Origin of the sequence: Pseudomonas poae (assembly GCA_028869255.1) — a bacterium.
GTDB classification, from domain to species: Bacteria; Pseudomonadota; Gammaproteobacteria; order Pseudomonadales; family Pseudomonadaceae; genus Aquipseudomonas; species Aquipseudomonas poae_C.
Genome location: CP110972.1, coordinates 4,208,505 through 4,224,885, shown reverse-complemented (window position 1 = coordinate 4,224,885; position 16,381 = coordinate 4,208,505). Strand labels below are relative to the sequence as shown.

General features: G+C 57.3%; 20 protein-coding genes and 1 pseudogene. 20 read left to right on the top strand and 1 reads right to left on the bottom strand.

The features are described 5' to 3' along the window. A complete protein-coding gene (locus LRS56_19145) occupies positions 1–1,251 on the top strand; it encodes a phage portal protein (GenBank protein WDU60959.1) in 1,251 nt (416 codons plus the stop codon). Positions 1,252–1,297: 46 nt separating this feature from the next. Here the strand turns inward: LRS56_19145 and LRS56_19140 are convergent, their stop codons facing one another. Beyond that, the gene (locus LRS56_19140; GenBank protein WDU60958.1) at positions 1,298–2,836 is read right to left on the bottom strand and encodes a serine/threonine-protein kinase; all 1,539 of its coding nucleotides are present in this window, start codon (positions 2,834–2,836) and stop codon (positions 1,298–1,300) included. A gap of 200 nt (positions 2,837–3,036) precedes the next feature. Between LRS56_19140 and LRS56_19135 the strand changes: the two genes are divergently transcribed. The 19 genes and pseudogenes from LRS56_19135 to LRS56_19045 all read left to right on the top strand — a co-directional run bounded on the left by LRS56_19135 (position 3,037) and on the right by LRS56_19045 (position 16,379). Further along, the gene (locus LRS56_19135) at positions 3,037–3,726 is read left to right on the top strand and encodes a Clp protease ClpP (GenBank protein ID WDU60957.1); all 690 of its coding nucleotides are present in this window, start codon (positions 3,037–3,039) and stop codon (positions 3,724–3,726) included. 3 nt (positions 3,727–3,729) lie between these two features. Beyond that, positions 3,730–4,965, top strand: a complete 1,236-nt coding sequence (locus LRS56_19130; protein ID WDU60956.1) for a phage major capsid protein — start codon at positions 3,730–3,732, stop codon at positions 4,963–4,965. A gap of 2 nt (positions 4,966–4,967) precedes the next feature. Further along, positions 4,968–5,309: a head-tail connector protein gene (locus tag LRS56_19125; protein ID WDU60955.1), complete on the top strand. Its 342-nt coding sequence runs from the start codon at positions 4,968–4,970 to the stop codon at positions 5,307–5,309. Continuing rightward, positions 5,309–5,632, top strand: coding sequence for a phage head closure protein (locus tag LRS56_19120; GenBank protein ID WDU60954.1), 324 nt, complete (start codon positions 5,309–5,311; stop codon positions 5,630–5,632). Before LRS56_19125 ends, LRS56_19120 begins: the two co-directional genes overlap by 1 nt. After that, the gene (locus tag LRS56_19115; protein WDU60953.1) at positions 5,625–6,041 is read left to right on the top strand and encodes an HK97 gp10 family phage protein; all 417 of its coding nucleotides are present in this window, start codon (positions 5,625–5,627) and stop codon (positions 6,039–6,041) included. The genes LRS56_19120 and LRS56_19115 overlap by 8 nt, the downstream gene beginning before the upstream one ends. Next, positions 6,038–6,385, top strand: a complete 348-nt coding sequence (locus tag LRS56_19110) for a DUF3168 domain-containing protein (GenBank protein ID WDU60952.1) — start codon at positions 6,038–6,040, stop codon at positions 6,383–6,385. Before LRS56_19115 ends, LRS56_19110 begins: the two co-directional genes overlap by 4 nt. 8 nt (positions 6,386–6,393) lie before the next feature. Then, positions 6,394–6,864 (top strand): phage tail tube protein, encoded by a 471-nt coding sequence (locus LRS56_19105; GenBank protein WDU60951.1) that lies wholly within the window; start codon positions 6,394–6,396, stop codon positions 6,862–6,864. Next, positions 6,864–7,331, top strand: a complete 468-nt coding sequence (locus LRS56_19100) for a hypothetical protein (protein WDU60950.1) — start codon at positions 6,864–6,866, stop codon at positions 7,329–7,331. The genes LRS56_19105 and LRS56_19100 overlap by 1 nt, the downstream gene beginning before the upstream one ends. A 14-nt stretch (positions 7,332–7,345) precedes the next feature. Continuing rightward, positions 7,346–7,645: a phage tail protein gene (locus tag LRS56_19095; GenBank protein ID WDU60949.1), complete on the top strand. Its 300-nt coding sequence runs from the start codon at positions 7,346–7,348 to the stop codon at positions 7,643–7,645. Positions 7,646–7,753: 108 nt separating this feature from the next. Next, positions 7,754–8,239, top strand: a pseudogene (locus LRS56_19090) (Hcp family type VI secretion system effector). Further along, complete coding sequence (locus LRS56_19085; GenBank protein ID WDU60948.1) at positions 8,239–8,967, top strand: DUF4225 domain-containing protein; 729 nt, start codon at positions 8,239–8,241, stop codon at positions 8,965–8,967. The pseudogene LRS56_19090 and the gene LRS56_19085 overlap by 1 nt, the downstream one beginning before the upstream one ends. A gap of 394 nt (positions 8,968–9,361) precedes the next feature. Then, a complete protein-coding gene (locus LRS56_19080; protein WDU60947.1) occupies positions 9,362–9,655 on the top strand; it encodes a hypothetical protein in 294 nt (97 codons plus the stop codon). Positions 9,656–9,693: 38 nt separating this feature from the next. Further along, entirely contained in the window at positions 9,694–10,005 is a 312-nt protein-coding gene (locus tag LRS56_19075; protein ID WDU60946.1) for a hypothetical protein, read from the top strand. Between the two features lie 111 nt (positions 10,006–10,116). Then, on the top strand, positions 10,117–10,722 hold the full coding sequence (locus tag LRS56_19070; protein WDU60945.1) for a hypothetical protein: 606 nt from the start codon (positions 10,117–10,119) through the stop codon (positions 10,720–10,722). Positions 10,723–10,744: 22 nt separating this feature from the next. Further along, the gene (locus tag LRS56_19065) at positions 10,745–13,987 is read left to right on the top strand and encodes a tape measure protein (GenBank protein ID WDU60944.1); all 3,243 of its coding nucleotides are present in this window, start codon (positions 10,745–10,747) and stop codon (positions 13,985–13,987) included. Then, positions 13,988–14,320: a phage tail protein gene (locus tag LRS56_19060; protein WDU60943.1), complete on the top strand. Its 333-nt coding sequence runs from the start codon at positions 13,988–13,990 to the stop codon at positions 14,318–14,320. It abuts the gene before it with no gap. Positions 14,321–14,326: 6 nt separating this feature from the next. Continuing rightward, positions 14,327–15,025 carry a phage minor tail protein L gene (locus LRS56_19055; GenBank protein ID WDU60942.1) on the top strand — a complete coding sequence of 233 codons (699 nt, stop codon included), beginning with the start codon at positions 14,327–14,329 and terminating at the stop codon, positions 15,023–15,025. Positions 15,026–15,027: 2 nt separating this feature from the next. Next, positions 15,028–15,798: a C40 family peptidase gene (locus tag LRS56_19050; GenBank protein ID WDU60941.1), complete on the top strand. Its 771-nt coding sequence runs from the start codon at positions 15,028–15,030 to the stop codon at positions 15,796–15,798. Then, positions 15,795–16,379, top strand: coding sequence for a tail assembly protein (locus LRS56_19045; protein ID WDU60940.1), 585 nt, complete (start codon positions 15,795–15,797; stop codon positions 16,377–16,379). The genes LRS56_19050 and LRS56_19045 overlap by 4 nt, the downstream gene beginning before the upstream one ends. The last annotated feature ends 2 nt before the right edge of the window (positions 16,380–16,381 follow it).

Genomic DNA, 16,381 nt, shown 5'->3' with positions numbered 1-16,381 from the left:
GTGAAACTCTGGAAACCTGGACGACTGCGTGCCGCCTTGCAGCACTGGCTCGGCGTGCCCGTCGGCCTGACCGACAAGGCCTTCTGGCAGGAATGGTTCGGCACCTCCAGCAGCGGTAAAGCTGTATCAGTCGATTCCGCCATGCGCCTGTCGACGGTCTGGGCCTGCGTGCGGTTGCTCTCGGAATCCGTTTCCACCTTGCCGCTGAAGCTCTACCGCCGACTGCCCGATGGCTCCCGTGAACCCGCCACCGACCATCCGCTGTACCGCGTGCTGTGCCGCTCACCAAATATCGAGATGACCCCGCAGCGCTTCATGCTGATGGTGGTCGCCAGCCTCTGCCTGCGTGGCAACGCCTTTATCGAGAAGAAAGTCATCGGCCTGCGATTGGTGGCGCTGGTGCCGTTGTTACCGCAATGCGTGACGGTCAAGCGCCTGGACAACGGGCGCTTGCAGTACCTCTACAGCGAGGCGACAGGACAGCGCGAGATCCCGGAAAAGCACCTGGTTCATATCCGTGGCTTCGGGCTGGACGGCATCTGCGGCATGCTGCCGATCACCACCGGCCGCGACATCTTCGGCGCTTCGATGTCGGCCGAGGAGGCCGCAGCCAAGGTCTTCGCCAACGGCCTGCAAGCCTCAGGTTTCCTCACCGTTGAAGGCGGCGCTGCACAAGGCGCAGGCACCCTGACCAAAGAACAACGCGAACTGCTGCGCAAGAGCCTGGAAGAATTCAGCAGCTCGAAAAACGCCGGTAAAACCATGGTGCTGGAAGCGGGCTTGAAGTATCAGGGCATCACCATGAACCCGGAAGCCGCGCAGATGCTGGAGACCCGCGCATTCAATGTTGAAGAGATCTGTCGCTGGTTTCGTGTGCCGCCGTTTATGGTGGGGCACATGACTAAGCAGAGCAGTTGGGCCGCGAGTGTCGAGGCGCAAAACCTGCATTTCCTCACCAACAGCCTGCGTCCGTTGCTGGTGAATATCGAACAGGAAATCAACCGCTGCCTGATCGACGAAAACGACGCAGAAAAGATCTTCGTCGAGTTCGCCGTAGAGGGGCTATTGCGAGCTGACAGCACCGGTCGCGCCAGTTTCTACATCAGCGGCCTGACCCACGGCTGGATCAATCGCAACGAAGTCCGGCGCTTTGAAAACCTGCCGCCGATTCGGGGGGGCGAGGTCTTCACGGTCCAAGCAGCGATGATATCTCTTGAGCAGCTTGAGACAACGCCAGTGAGTACTTCTTGAAGTTATCTTGGCAGCACGGTTGTTGTTAGCGTGCTTGGTGGGGTTTTCAATCAAATATGGTTAATTCGTTAGAATGATGGTCCTCAATTTTTTGCAGGAATTGCTTGATGTCATGTTTGTCGATGCCCGAGTAGCCTAGAGCAGATGAAAGCAAACGTGAGGTGGGGGCACGATCTATAATTCGAGAAGCCCCGCTGCCATTCGGAATGACAATGTAGGCATAAGGTAGGTTTGTATAACGGAATCGTGTTTGAAATTCTGGTTCTGTAACAGGAATGACTTCGGTTCCCGTGTTGTAATAACCGTTGTGGGTTTTTTCAGCTGAAATGTAGTTGCCATTCCAGAGTACAGCTTCATCTACAGGCAGGTTGTAGATGAAGCCTCTGCTGACGTTTTTTCCTCTGTTATCTATGATTTTAAATGGTTTTGATGGCTCAATGGTGAAGGCGAAAAAACTTTTGTAAAAGCAGCTAGGGTCTTTGTAAATTGTTAGTCTTTTAATTTTAATCTCGCTGTATTTGTTGAAAAGCCAGTTCCCATCTTCTAGCTTTTCAAAGGGGGCGAGCTCGCCATCGCCATTGCTAGATCCTTGATACCAAAATTCTTCGGCTTTACAGATGTTGTTGAAGTTTAATATAAATCTGTCAATTTCATGCTGGTCTTCCGTGGAATATAAATCAATAATTTCAGGGAAAGACTGCCGGATGCATAAGTCGAGATCTCTCATTCGATCACGCATGTCACGTATCGGTTGTGCCTCCGTACGTCCTATAAACTCCTCTATAGACTCTATTGATTGAAAGCGGTCGGTGGGATTGTTTTTTAGGCATTGATCTACTATTGAATCAAGCAGTTTTAGACGCTTTGGTGAGTTCTCTTTCGAGAATTTACTTCGATCTATACCTCTGTTAGCGGTACCTGTGACTAGCCAGTGCATTACTTGGCCTAGTGCGAATATATCGCTGGAAAAAGTTGCACGCTCATTGTTGTTTGCTTGCTCCGGAGCACTGAACAAATAATTGCCGGTGCGCTCGTTTGCTTTTGTTTTTGCTTCTTTTGTAAATCTATCTTCGTCAAAGTGTGCGATTCCCAAGTCTCCGATTACGTACTGACCGGTCTTGGCGTCTAGGAAAATATTTTGTGGCTTGATATCTCGATGGGTTATCCCATGGTTATGCAGGTGTTTTAGACCATTGCAGAGGTTTTGGAAAATACTCCATAGGTTGCCAGTTAGGTCGTTATCGTTATCGTTTTTTAGGATTTTTAGAGTGCCTGAATAAGCCTTCATTATGACTATAAAGTAGGGTGATCCTGATATTTCTACTTTGTCGAAGTGAAACAGTTGGGAGATGTTTGGGTGGGTTGGTATCTGTGCGGCACAAAAATATTCATCTTTAAAACGTTGTATTTTCTTTATTTCATGGATTTCAAGAAATTTGACCGCGTATTTCGTACGTCCTTTTTCAAAAAGGAGGACCGTGCTATTTCCTCCTTCACCAAGTGGCTCTATATAAGTGAAGTCACTGACATCAGTAGTTAGTGTTGGTGAAGACTTAAAGTGTTTGATCAAATTGCTGATGGACATAACCCCAATTCCCTCTGAATAAACAGCGATAGTAGCATTTTGCCTTTCGAGGGCTAACCCTAAGCATTCTAATTTTTCTGCTTATCGAGATTTGGTTCCCAGGTTTGCATCACCCATCGGAGATTTATATGGCGACTCGTTCATTGCTCCCTTTGCCTCGGCTGCCATCTTGTCCAGACCTGTCCGGCGAAGTTCGGCCCTTGGCGTTGGAGCGCTGGAATCCCTCGATCCAAGCCGCCAACGAGGATGAGCACACGATCTCGATCTTCGACCCCATCGGCTTCGATCCCTGGACCGGCGAAGGCGTCACCGCCAAACGAATCGCCGCCGCGTTACGCGCTATCCACGGCGCCGATGTCACGGTGAACGTCAACTCACCCGGCGGCGACATGTTCGAAGGCCTGGCGATATACAACCTGCTGCGGGAGTACTCCGGCAAGGTCGTCATCAAGGTATTGGGACTGGCCGCATCGGCAGCATCAATTGTCGCAATGGCCGGAGATGAGGTTCGCATCGCTCGTGCCGGGTTCCTGAACATCCACAACTGCTGGGTCGTTGCCATGGGCAATCGTTATGACCTGATGGATATGGCGGAGAGGCTGGCGCCGTTCGATCAGGCCATGGCAGACATCTACGCCGCCCGCACCGGCGACTCCCAAGACGCAATGCAACAACTGATGAACGCCGACAGTTGGATCGCCGGTAGCGCCGCCGTTGAGCAGGGTTTTGCCGACGATTTACTTGCCTCTGACGCTATCAAGCAAGGCGCAAAACCGGCAGGCCTTCTGGCACGCCGTTACCTGAACCGCTTGCAGCACAACCCTGTGACTGAACTGGAACTCGCCCTGGCCCGGCTTCGGGCTGCCATCCCACAGCAACCGGGAGGATAAACCATGTCCGACACCACCCACGACCTGCTCAAACAGGTCTCCGCCGAGCTGGAACGTGCCTCCAGCGCCTTCAGCAAGCAGGCCGAGGAGGCCATGAGCGAAGCGCGCAAGGCTGGCAGTTTATCCGAGCAAACCAAGGCAGCCGTCGATGAACTGGCGCTGAAATTCAACAGTCTGACCGAAGCCGAAATCCAGCTGAAAACCCGGCTTGGCGAGATTGAGCAAGAGTTCGCTCGACTGCCCAGCCCAACAGCATCCCAGCCCCAAGACAGCCTCGGCGCCTGTGTGGTCAAAAGCGAAGCCCTCAAAGCCTTCGCCTCCAGCGTTGAAGGCGGCAAGCGCATCAGCATTCCGGTGAATGCCGCGTTGCTCTCCAAGGACATTCCCGAAGGCGTCGTCGAACCCCAACGCCTCCCCGGCATCGACTCCTTACCCAAACAACGCCTGTTCATCCGCGATCTGATTGCCCCAGGCCGAACCACCGCGCCAGCAATCTTCTGGGTCCAACAAACCGGCTTCACCAACGCAGCCGCTGTTGTGCCAGAGGGGCAGGCCAAACCCTATTCGGACATCAAGTTCGACATCAAAATCACCGCCGTCTCCACCCTCGCGCATATGTTCAAAGCCGCCAAGCAAATCCTCGATGACTTCACCCAACTGCAATCCACCATCGACATCGAAATGCGCTACGGCCTCAAGTACGTGGAGGAAGATGAGATCCTGTTCGGCGACGGCACCGGTGTCCACCTCCACGGCATAGTGCCCCAAGCCTCGGCATTCGCCCCGGCCTTTTCGGTACAAGAGCAATCGGGCATCGATGACCTACGCCTGGCAATGCTGCAAGCCCAGCTCGCACGACTGCCCTCCAGCGGTCACGTTCTGCACTTCATCGACTGGGCCAAGATCGAACTGACCAAAGACACGCTGGGCCGCTACATCCTCGCCAACCCTCTGGGCCTCGCCGGGCCAATGTTATGGGGCTTACCGGTGGTCGCGACCGAGGCCAGCGGCTTCGAGGGCAAGTTCCTGACCGGCGCCTTCCGCACTGGCGCGCAGTTGTTCGACCGTGAAGACGCCAACGTAGTGATCAGCACCGAGAACGCGGATGACTTCGAGAAAAACCTGATCTCCATCCGCTGCGAAGAACGTGTCGCCCTGGCCGTGAAGCGCCCCGAAGCCTTTATTCATGGCCCCTTCACGGTGCCTGCGCCAGAAGGTCGCCGGCTCAAGGCTGCTTGATCATGAGCGTGATCGACATCGACATCGCAATGCTCCACCTGCGCGCCGAGCCGGTTGATCAGCCGTTGGTGCAACGCTATCTGGATGCAGCGGAAGATGCCGCGATGCAGTACCTGCAGCGGCGCTTCTTTGCCAGCACATCCGATCTGGAACAGGCCGTTCTCGCGGGCGACGCCGGGCACGATCCACTGCTGATCACCCCGTCGATCCTCGCCGCCTGCCTGCTGATCCTCGGGCACTTTTACGACAGCCGTATCGACCTGTTCAGTGAAACCGGTCGCACTGATTTGCCCACCGGCTCGCGATCCTTACTCGCACCGTTCCGCCGAAATTTGGGTGTGTGATGCGTGCCGGTCGCCTGCGCCATCGGGTGACGCTACAACGCCTGACTCGCGTGCAAGACGATATCGGTGGATGGATCGAAGTCTGGCTGGACGTTGGCGAGACTTGGGCAGAGATCCGCCCGGTCTCCGGCAGAGCCTGGATGGCGGCAGCTCAGGAGCAACGGGAAGTGACTGCGGAAGTGTTGATCCGCCCACGCCAGGGCATCGTCTCCGGCATGCGCGTGGTGAATGGCGACACCTTCTACATGATCGAAGCGGCCCTGCTGGATTACGCCCGATGCGAACTCAAGCTGATGTGTAAAACGGTGAAGGCCAATGCTTGATACCTCGTTACGTTTCCTCGGTTTCGCCGAGCTGGAAGCTGACTTCCAGCGGCTGGCCAAAGCCACTTCCAACAAAGTGGTGCGCGATGCCACATTGGCCGGAGCCCGCGTAGCCCAGGACCGCACCCGCAAGAGCGCGCCCATCCGCAGCGGGAAATTGCAAAAACACATCGTTGCTAAACGCCTGCGCCAACGGGACACACCAGGCGCCGCCGTGGCGGGTGTCAGCGTGCGGCGGCCGAAGAATTCCCCTGCGCCTTTCTACTGGCGCTTTCTGGAGCTCGGTACCTCGAATATGACCGCCAAACCCTTCATCCGCCCAACCTGGGACCGCAGCCTTCCTGATATCGAAGGCGCAGTGCGCAGCAAACTCGTCCAGGCCATCGACCAGGCACTGCTCGCCCGATGATCGAAACCGCCATCGTCGCCCGCATCGGCACCTTGGCCGACGGTCGCGTGTACCCGGAAATCGCCCCAACCGATGCCGCGTCCCCACGCATCACCTGGACCCTGATCAGCGGCGGCGCAGGCTGGACACTTTCCGGTTGGGACGGCTCAACCGACGCGCAAATCCAGATCGACGCCTGGGCGCTGAGCAAACGCGAAGCGATCCTCCTGGCCGAACAAGCCTTCGACCTGATGTCCGCCAGCGGCCCCGATTTTTGCGTCAGCGAGGCGATGCGTTTACCCGATGACTACGAGCCCGACACACGCCTGTTCCGCGTGAGCTGGGAGTACACCCTGCAACCCTAGGAGGCACCATGGCCAGCCAGACGCCGACCAAATCCAAGTACGTAAAATCCCAAGGCACGCAGGTCAGCGTGTCGAAAACCAGCACCGCCGACCCTACGGACGACACCTTGGTGTTCGCCGACCTCTCGGTGACCATCAAGCAGCCGCAGTTCCAGGGTGGGCAGTCCGACGAGATCGAAACCACCACCCTGGCCAGCGACGCCAAGGAGTTCACCACCGGATTGGCGGACAACGGCACCTTCAGCATGTCCGGCAACTGGAAGGCGGATGACGAGGCGCAGACCGTACTGCGCGAAGCGCGGGATGACGGCGAGGCGCGTGCGTTCAAAGTGATGTTCAAGGACAAAACCAGCTCGTTGTTTCTTGGGCTGGTGACCCAGTTCACCTGGGACGCCGCGCCGAATAGCACGGTGAATGGCACGTTTAATGTGCGGATCACTGGGGCGGTCAGCTTCGATACAGCCAATGGAGGTGCGTGATGCCACGTGCAAGAACCAGCGATAGCGACCTGCGCGACAAAATCCTCGACCCTCTGCGCAATTTCAAACATGAGAGTGTGCAGGTGGAAGAGTGGGAGGGCGCGACGGTGGTGATTCGTGCGCTGAGCGCAGGGGATTGGTTGGAGTATCGACGGCGGGCGCTGGAGCAGGTTCGGCAGGCGCGTGTGGCGGCGGGGTTGAGTGCGCAACCGCCTGTTATGGAGGATGAGGATCAGCCCGAAGAACCGCTGATTGAGGTGTTCAGCGTGCCCCTGTATGCATTTGTATTAGCGCGGACGTTGTTTGAGTTGTCGGGTCGCCGGCTGTTTAGCGACGACGATGTCGATGAATTGGCTGAGGCGTTTAGCCCTGTGCATGACCGGTTGGTAGCTAGAGCATTTGATTTGAGCGGTGTCCGTGTTGAAGCCGACTCACCTGACCCCGTGGACATGGCGGGAAACGCTTGAGCGCAGAGCCTGAGTTGGGTTTTCTCATGGCGTTGGCTCTGCGGCTCGGCAAGACCTTACATGAGCTGATCCAGCAAATGAGTGCCGAAGAGCTTTTCCTGTGGCAAGCCTTCAACCGCGAGTCGCCCATCAGTGATGTGAGAGGTGATGTGCAAGCGGCGATCCTCGCAGCGGCAGTCTTCCAGGCTCAGGGCGCGAAGGTTACGGCGTTGGAGCTATTGCCAAAATGGCAGCGCAACGCTGAACCGTCGAATCTGGATGCGGACGAGGGCGAAACACAACTGCGTAAATACCTGGCGACGCAGACAGTTTGAAACTTCGAGTTTCAGATTTCTTTGAAATACAGAAGCGTCCTACAACTGCGCTTTGGGTTGCTGTAATAGCCTGCTCAGCCGATTGGTTTATTACAAGGAAAGGCACCCATGGCGAACACTGGATATATGTCGATCACTGGTAAGATTCAAGGATTGATTTCGGCAGGATGTTCAGGTCAGAGCTCGATAGGTAATAAATGCCAGCCAGGGCATCTCGATGAGATCATGGTACTTTCCTATAGCCATAACATGGCAAATCTCGGGAATGTCGATAAGCCGACGCATCGGCCAATTGTCCTAACAAAAAATGTCGATAAGTCTTCACCGTTGCTGGCACAAGCTCTTTCAAGTCGAGAAGAAATTCAATGTACGATTAGTTTTTATCGTGTGTCTTCTTTCGGGCAACAGGAAAAATTCTATTCGATATCAATTGAGGGCGGCGTCATTTCGGACCTGACGTTGGATATGCCGCATGTCATTTTACAAAATGACGCTGAACCCTAGGAGCATGTTGCTATTCGTTATCGGAGCATCACTTGGGTCCACCACCTTGCTGGAACGACCGGGTACAGTTCTTGGGGTGGTGACGCGTGATGCCGTTCAGGGATAAGAATGGCGGCAACGAACCAGGCAGCTGCGACTTTTGGCAAGTCAGCCGCGCTGGAAGCATCCTTGCTAACCAAGCTTGTACCGTGAGCGCCCGCCATATCCAAGATGGTGTGTTACGTCTGCAATTCAATCGTGAAGTGGCGTATTACGCGAGAAGTATCGTCCACGATGTGGAGCAGGGTAGAAAATCACCGGAGCAGGGTCTTCGCGACTTGGAGGACGAGCAAAAAAGCCTGCTTGAGCAGTCACTGGAAATTGCTCAAAAGGGTGTCGGGGTGGTCGCTGGTGTATTGCAGTTCGCGGCGGGGGCAGGGATTTGCTACGGCTCTGTTGGCACGCTTTGTCTGGTGGCAGGCGCGCCATTGATGGCGCATGGTGCTAATAACACTTATGAAACTGCACGCAATCTATGGGAGGACCGCACGGATACCCAAGGATCTGTGCGTAAGGGTTATCACGAAGTTTCCAAAGTGATGGGCGGTGACGAATTTGAAGGGAATATGGCCTATGGAGGCGCAGACTTATTGATGTCTGCCTATGGTTTAGGCCGGTTGGTATTGAAACCTGACTCTTGGCGCCTGTTTCGTTATGTTCGTGGTGATTATCAACGTGCGTATATCAATACGAGCAAACAGGCTTTCGCAGTAGATATGACCGCTGACGGGTTTACGATGGGTTCCATGTATAAGGAAACTGCTGAAGATGGACGGTGATCAGCTTTTTGTTACCGTTATATATTTTGTTGTTTCTATGTTGGGTTTTTTATTTTGGCGTGCCGTTATCAGGTATTTTTCCAGTGAGTGTTTTAGGGGTATATGGTTTTTGATGTCCCTTGCTGGAGTCTTGCTATGGGGGGGCGATGCAATACGGTGTGTCTAAAAACGGGTCTATTTTGTTCTTTACACAGCCACTGGATTTTCTTGTGCAAAACTACTGGGTGCGATGGATTGCATTCATCAGTGTTCTATTACAGGCAGCGAGCATTCCGAGCAAAAAACCGTACAAGCGATAGTTGCCACGAAAGCAACCGCTGGCTGACAGGCCGAGCTGACAGACTCGATTGAAAACCGATGATACCTTCGCATTTTTCTCTCCGGGAGAAATCACGTGAGACCTGTCATCAAGCGTTCCCTGATCAGTTTGGTGCTGGCGTTGTTCATTTTCATCTTCATCGTTGCCTTGGGTTTCTACCGCTTCGGCAACACACACGCCGCGCCGTACGTACTGCTCGAAAACTGCGAAGCCGCCGACTTGCGACTGGTGAAGACACCGTCTGCGATGACCCTGCTCAACACACGGATCTACAAAGGCGGCAGCCTAAGTATCAGCGATGACGACCATCGCGCTTTCAAAAGTAGCACCGCCTATGCCGAAGTGGTTGCCCGTGGCGATGATTGCTGATTTAGCTACGGTCGATGCCTTATATAAAGAGTCTAAAAATGATGGACGCTGACCAGGTTTTTTTAACCGTAATTTATTTTGTAATGTCTCTTTCGGTATTTTTAGTCTGTCGCTTGGTCAGTAGAAAGCTTTCGGGCGATAACTTTAGCGAGAAGTGGTTTTGGGTGTGCTTGGTAGGTGTTCTGCTTTGGGGGGCGGCTCAGTTTAGTGTGGCCCGTTACGGCTCAATTTTTCTTTTTTCCTCCCCCTTGGAGTTTCTGGTGAATAACGATTGGGTTCGATGGATCGCTTTCATCAGTGCGCTGCTTCAAGCGACATGTATTCCAAAAAAATCAATTCGGAAAAATTAACGCTCGGTTAGTTTGAGTTGTCACAAAATAACCGCTGTCTGACAGACCGAGCCGACAGACTCGATTGAAAACCGGTGGTACGTTCGCACTTTTCCATCTGGGAGAAATAACGTGCGACCGATCATCACGCGTTCATTCATCTGCATGGGTCTACTGTTGTCGCTCGCCACCGTTGTCTTTGGCGTCGGAGTCTACCGCTTCGGTAGCGATCCGCGTCTCGCCTTTGTACTGCTCGAAAATTGCGAAGCTGCGGTCCTGCGACTGGTGAAGACGCCGTCCGCGATGACACTGCTCAACGCCCGGATCTACAAAGGCGGCAACCTGAGTATCAGCGATGACGACCAGCGCGCTTTCAAAAGCAGCACCGCCTATGCCGAAGTGGTTGCTCGTGGCGATGGGCGTTTCTTTTATCCGGCAGTTAATCTGGAGATCGAAGCGCTCAACTCCTTCGGTGTGAAACAGGTAGACACCGTGCTGTGCCGCTATGGCGGGGTGGAGTACAAAAATGGCGCCTTGCTCAGTCTGCGGTTGATGACCTTGGATCTTGGTTCTGGAGTTCTGCGAAACCCCTTCGTGTACAACAATGCGAAATTTGCTGAGTGGGCGAAGCTCGGAATCATTGATGTGGTGAGCATTGATGAGTTCACACTGACCGAACACTGGCGACACTTCTTTGATCGCAAAATCAAAATGGTGGATCTGGACGGGGAGGTGTGATGGCTAATTGTTGGAAGTACCCATGGCCGGACAAACCCTACGTTCCCTGATCGTCAGCGTCTCCGCCGAAACCAGCGCCTACCAACGCGAAATGGCCCGCGCCGGTCGAGTCGGGCGCGACTATCTGCGCACAGTTACTGCCGGCAACCGCGAAGCCTCCGCAGGATGGCGCGCCCAGGAAGCTGCAATCCGCGCCCAGGAGCGCGCCCTTGGTTCAATCTCCGGCACCGTCGGCAGCTACGTCCGCGTAATGGCCGGAGCCCTGGCCGTCGGCAACCTTGTCGCCATGGCCGACCAATGGGGCCAAATCGCCTCGCGCCTTCAACTCGCCACCGACTCCCAGGCCGACTTTGCCGAGGCCCAAACTCGTTTGATGGACATCGGCCGCGTCACCTTCAAAGCCTTCTCCGAAAACGCCGAGCTGTTTATCCGCACCGCTGGCGTCCTCAAGGACTATGGCGGCACCGCCGAAGACGCTTTGAACATGACCGAGGCCCTGTCGCTGGGCCTGACGGTCAGTGGCACCAAGGCCCAGGCCACGGCATCGGTGATCGATCAGGTCAGCAAGTCCCTGGAGCGCGGCAAGTTGCAGGGTGACGGTTTCAATGCGGTGGTCACCCAGGCGCCGCGTTTGTTGCAGGCGTTGCAGGATGCCCTCGGCAAGAACCGCGACGAGCTGCGTTTGATGGCGTCTGAGGGCAAGTTGACGGTAGATGTCGTCGCGAAGGCTTGGGTCAGTCAGATCGGCCGTATGCGCAAGGAAACCGACGGCATGGCGACCTCGGTGGCGGATGCCAGCCTGCGTCTGCGCGATGCCTTTATGCAGTACATCGGCACCGCCGACAGCGGCTCGCAGGTCACGGCGAAGTTGGCGCAGGCGATCAACTATGTGGCGGATAACCTGGGCGTGTTGTCGGCCATCGCTGTCGGCACTGGGTTGGGCTGGATCACTCAGACAGCGGCGGAAAGCATCAAGGCGCTGTATCAACAGGTAGACGCGGCGCGAGCGGCGTACTCGGCGGAGTTGGGCCGTGCGCGGGCTGCGCTGGATACCTCGGCGATGATCGCGCGCGTTACCCAGGCTGAGGTGTTGTTGGCCGAGCGACGTGTTGCGGCAGCGATGACGGCGCAGCAACTCAACACCGCAACGCGGGCGCTGACGGCGGCGAAGCTGGCGGATCTGGAGACTTCACGCGCTGCGGCTGCGGCGCAGGCGGCGTATGCGGCGGCGAGTTCGTTGTCGGCGCGGGCGATGTCGGGTGTCGCGGCGCTGTTGGGCGGGCCGATGGGGTTGGCGTTTTTGGTGGGGACCACGGCCACCAGTTTTCTGTTGTTCAGTGACAATGCAGACAAGGCCCGTGTTTCAGCGGTGGATTTGCAGCGTCCTTTGGCCGAGCTGCGCAAGGAGTGGGAGGCCCTGAGCAATGCCCAGCGGCGTCCGATCCTCAAGCAGTTGCTGGACCAGCAGAACGAAGCGCGCAAGGCGGCTGAGCAGGCGCTCCGCGATATTCGCCAGCGCGCCCAGTTGTTGGATAAATGGGGCGATAGCTACAGCGCCAATCCCTTTGCCAGAGACCGTGCGGTGTCGGTATTTCGGCGGGCGGTGGCTGGCGGGCAGGATATCGACGCGGCGACTCAGGCGTTGATCAAGGCCATTGGTCCGAGCCAAAAACTGCGTGATCAAATCGAAGGCCTGGCCGGTGCCTATGCCCGCAGTCAGCAGCAGGCCGATGAGGCCGGCAAGCGTATCGACGCGCTAGACGGCATATTGCGCAGCGCCCAGAGCGCCGCCGAAGGGGTCAGCGCGGGACTGCAAAGCATCAAGCCACCAGATGCCGATCTGACCGCTGCGTGGGAGCGACGTATCAGCAATTTGCTTGAGCAGATGGCCCGCCTGCGGGATAGCTCGGCCCTTGGCGAGATCAATCGACAGGCCGAGCGCGATAAGCTCAGCCAGACCGAAGCCGGGCGCGCACTACTGGCCCGCGCCCAGGCCGTCGCTCAACTCAAAGATGCGCAAGAGGCTGCGAACCGCGCCCAGGAAAAGGCGAACCGCCAAGCTCGACAAGCCACTGAAGCCGCCCTGCGTGAAGCGCAAAAGCTTCAAGACAGTTACGAGCGAACCCTGCGCTCGTTGCGCGAACAGCTCCAGCTCAGCGATCAGAAAACCGAACGCGCCCGCATCGAGTACGAGATCAATCAAGGCTCACTGGCCCAGCTCGATCAGTTGAAAAAAGTCGAGCTGCAACGGGCGGCGTTGGCGGTCGATCACCTCAATACGCAGCGCGGCTATCAGGAGCTGCTGACGGAGGTTCAGCAGCAGGAAGACAACCTGTTGGTCAGCACACGCAAGCGCTTTGCCGAACTGGACCGACTGCAAAAACAGGGCGGCTTATCGGCGGATCAATACCGCACCGCAGCCGATACAATCTCCGGCGCATCGGTCGGCAAAGCACCTGCCTTCATGGGAATGGACAGCGCCGTCGGCGGCCCAAGTGCCGAGCTGATTCGCCTCACCGAAGTGGAGCGCGAACTTCAAAAATGGCGCGACAAAGAGCTGGAGCGTCAGCAACTGTTCTTCGATCAAAAACTCACTAGCGAGCAGCAGTACCTGGACCGTGTTGCCGAGATCAACCAACAGAACAATGACCGGCTCGCCGCGATTCAAGACGCCTATCGCTCAGCCACGCTCGGCGTGTTTAGCGAACTCACCGGCAACGCCGCTGACCTATTCAAGCAACTCGCCGGTGAAGGTTCGGCAGCCTACAAGCTACTGTTCTTCGCCAGCAAGGCAGCGGCCATGGCCCAGGCAATCATCAACACCGAAGTGGCGGCGACCAAGGCTCTGGAGTTGGGGCCAGCGGGGCCGGCAGCAGCGGCGTTGGTTCGGGCGCTGGGCTATGCCTCGGTGGGTATGATCGCCGCGACCACCTTGGTCGGCATGGCCCACGAGGGCATCGACACGATTCCGAAGACCGGCACCTGGTTACTGCAACAGGGCGAGCGGGTAGTGGACGGTCGCACCAATCGCGATCTCAAACAATTCCTGGCCCAGGCACCGCCCGGCAGTGCGCAGCCAATGCCTCCGGTCAGTGTGAACATCAACGTCGATGCGCGAGGCAGCAGTGCAATGTCCGTCACCTCCCAAGTAGGCGCCCAGCAATTCGCGCAGCAGATGGGCCAGGCGATTGAAGACGCCGTCCGGCAAGTCATCCGCCAGGAACAACGGCAAAACGGCTTGCTGGATTCAACTGGGAGGCGCTAAGTGGACACCTTCGTTTGGCCGGTGCGCCTTGGCTCATCCGGCCAGATCGAGCAGCGCGTGCAGATCAATGAGTTTGGCGACGGCTACGTGCAGGTGATCGGTGTCGGCCTCAACAATCAAGCCGAAGCCTGGGACGTTTCCGTGACCGGTGTGCTGGCCAAGATCCAGCCGGTGCGTGAGTTTCTGGATCAGCATCGCGGTTCACGCTCTTTCCAATGGACATCACCAGGCGGCAACGCAGCGCGTTTTCGCGCAACCGGTTACCGCCTGTTGCCCCACGGCAAAGGCATCTACACCCTGAGCTGGACCTTCCAACAAGTCTTCTATCCCTGACTCGCCATGGCCATCAACACCGACGTCCAACTGCTGGAGCCGGGTGACGCCGTTCGCCTGTACGAAGTCGATGCCACACACCTGGGCGGCGACCTGATGCGCTTTCACGGCCACATGCAGGACGGCACGATCATCTGGCAGGGCCAGGCTTATGAGCCGATCAGCATCGAAGCCAAAGGCCTGGACCTCAACGGCGACGGTCGCCCCGCATTGCCGACGCTGACAGTGGGCAACGAAATCGCAGGGGTACGCGGTGCTCTCTCGGCCTTGTGCCTGCACCTGGACGACCTGGCCGGGGCCAAGGTGACCATCCGCGAAACCTTCCGCCATTACCTCGACGCCGCTAACTTCCCTGACGGCAACCCGCAGGCCAGTGACCAGCAACGCGTCATGAGCTGGTTTATCGAACAGAAAACCGATGAAGACGAGATGCAGCTGGAGTTCCAACTCTCCAGCCCGGCGGACTTGCAGGGCATCAAAGTTCCCACGCAACAAATCACCAGCCTGTGCCGCTGGGCCTGCATGAACCAGTACCGAGGCGAGGCCTGCGCGTACATCGGCACCGCGCTGTTCACCAAGCACGACGAACCCACTGATGACCCCGCACAAGACCGCTGCGCGGGGCGCTGGCGCAGTTGCAAGGTACGCGGCAACACCGCGCGGTTTGGTGGGGCGCCCGGTTCGAGTTTGATTATTCGGAGGTAGCCATGCGAATCAGCCGCGCCCTGGAGGCGCAGATGCGGCAGCACGCCGAGGCAAGGTATCCGGAGGAGGCGTGCGGGTTGTTGATCCGCACCGGCAGCGGGCGCGTGTATTGGCCGTGTCTCAACGCTGCCGCCAGTGCTTCGGAGCATTTTGTAATTAGCCGCAATGCCTGGTGCGAGGCCGAGGATCAGGGCCAGGTGCTGGCGGTGGTGCATAGCCATAACAACGGCAGTGCGCGGCCTAGTCAGGCGGATCGGGTGAGTTGTGAGTTGCATGAACTGCCCTGGGCGATTGTGGCCTGGCCAGGTGGGGAGATTGGTTGGCTCAAACCCGAAGGCTACACCGCGCCGCTGCTGGGGCGCGACTTCACCCATGGCGTGCTGGATTGCTACACGCTGATCCGCGATTGGTATGCGCGGGAGTGGGGGCTGACCTTGCCCGATTACCCGCGCACCGACCGGTGGTGGGAGAACAAGCACGGCCCCAGCCTTTATCAGCATCACTTCGCCGAGGCCGGGTTTGTGCAGGTCGACAATCCCCAGCGCGGCGATGTGCTGATCATGGAAATCGGCCGCACCTATCACCCCAACCACGCGGCGATATTTTTAGGCACGGACGGTTCGCTCTCGAGCGAACGGGCGCCCGATTTGGGTGGCAGTGGTCCGTTTTTTATTCATCACCTGCACGGGCGCAGTTCGACCCGCGAGGTGTATGGGCCGGATTGGGCGCAGCGTACGCGGTTGATTTTGCGGCATCGCGAGGCGCGGCCATGAGCCAGCGCACGGTGCGGTTGTATGGCGTGTTGCGAAAGCATTTTGGCCGGGACTTTCCGCTGGAGGTGTCCAGCCCCGCGGAGGGCATCAGTGCGTTGTGCTATTTGCTGCCAGGCTTTGAGCGCTTTCTGCGGGATGCCGAGTTGCGAGGGTTGGTGTTCTCGGTGTTCGCTGGCCAACGCAATCTGAGCGAGCAGGAATTGCCCCTCAGCACTCGCGACGACAGCGTGATCCGCATCGTGCCGTTGGTGGCGGGTAGCAAAAGCGCCGGGATGTTTCAGACCATCCTCGGCGTCGCGTTGGTTGCGCTGGGGTATTTCAGCTTCGGCACCACGTCACCTTGGGGCATGGGCCTGATCGCAGCGGGCACCGGCGCGGCTGTCGGCGGTGTGATGCAGATGCTTGCACCGATCCCAAAGCCGGGGCTGGGCCGAGACGAGGAGGGCAACCGCGCGAGTTACGCGTTCGGCGGCGCCGTCACCACCGTCGCGCAGGGCAATCCGTGGCCGGTGTTGTACGGTGAACGTGAGATTGGCGGCGCGGTGTTAAGCGGCGGCATCTACGCCCAGGATCAGGTCTGACG

Excerpts from the sequence above, each read along its gene's own strand:
- LRS56_19140 (WDU60958.1), bottom strand. The coding sequence starts at position 2,836 with ATGTCCATCAGCAATTTGATCAAACACTTTAAGTCTTCACCAACACTA.
- LRS56_19130 (WDU60956.1), top strand. The coding sequence starts at position 3,730 with ATGTCCGACACCACCCACGACCTGCTCAAACAGGTCTCCGCCGAGCTG.
- LRS56_19125 (WDU60955.1), top strand. The coding sequence starts at position 4,968 with ATGAGCGTGATCGACATCGACATCGCAATGCTCCACCTGCGCGCCGAG.
- LRS56_19120 (WDU60954.1), top strand. The coding sequence starts at position 5,309 with ATGCGTGCCGGTCGCCTGCGCCATCGGGTGACGCTACAACGCCTGACT.
- LRS56_19115 (WDU60953.1), top strand. The coding sequence starts at position 5,625 with ATGCTTGATACCTCGTTACGTTTCCTCGGTTTCGCCGAGCTGGAAGCT.
- LRS56_19110 (WDU60952.1), top strand. The coding sequence starts at position 6,038 with ATGATCGAAACCGCCATCGTCGCCCGCATCGGCACCTTGGCCGACGGT.
- LRS56_19105 (WDU60951.1), top strand. The coding sequence starts at position 6,394 with ATGGCCAGCCAGACGCCGACCAAATCCAAGTACGTAAAATCCCAAGGC.
- LRS56_19100 (WDU60950.1), top strand. The coding sequence starts at position 6,864 with ATGCCACGTGCAAGAACCAGCGATAGCGACCTGCGCGACAAAATCCTC.
- LRS56_19085 (WDU60948.1), top strand. The coding sequence starts at position 8,239 with ATGCCGTTCAGGGATAAGAATGGCGGCAACGAACCAGGCAGCTGCGAC.
- LRS56_19075 (WDU60946.1), top strand. The coding sequence starts at position 9,694 with ATGATGGACGCTGACCAGGTTTTTTTAACCGTAATTTATTTTGTAATG.
- LRS56_19065 (WDU60944.1), top strand. The coding sequence starts at position 10,745 with ATGGCCGGACAAACCCTACGTTCCCTGATCGTCAGCGTCTCCGCCGAA.
- LRS56_19055 (WDU60942.1), top strand. The coding sequence starts at position 14,327 with ATGGCCATCAACACCGACGTCCAACTGCTGGAGCCGGGTGACGCCGTT.
- LRS56_19050 (WDU60941.1), top strand. The coding sequence starts at position 15,028 with ATGCGAATCAGCCGCGCCCTGGAGGCGCAGATGCGGCAGCACGCCGAG.
- LRS56_19045 (WDU60940.1), top strand. The coding sequence starts at position 15,795 with ATGAGCCAGCGCACGGTGCGGTTGTATGGCGTGTTGCGAAAGCATTTT.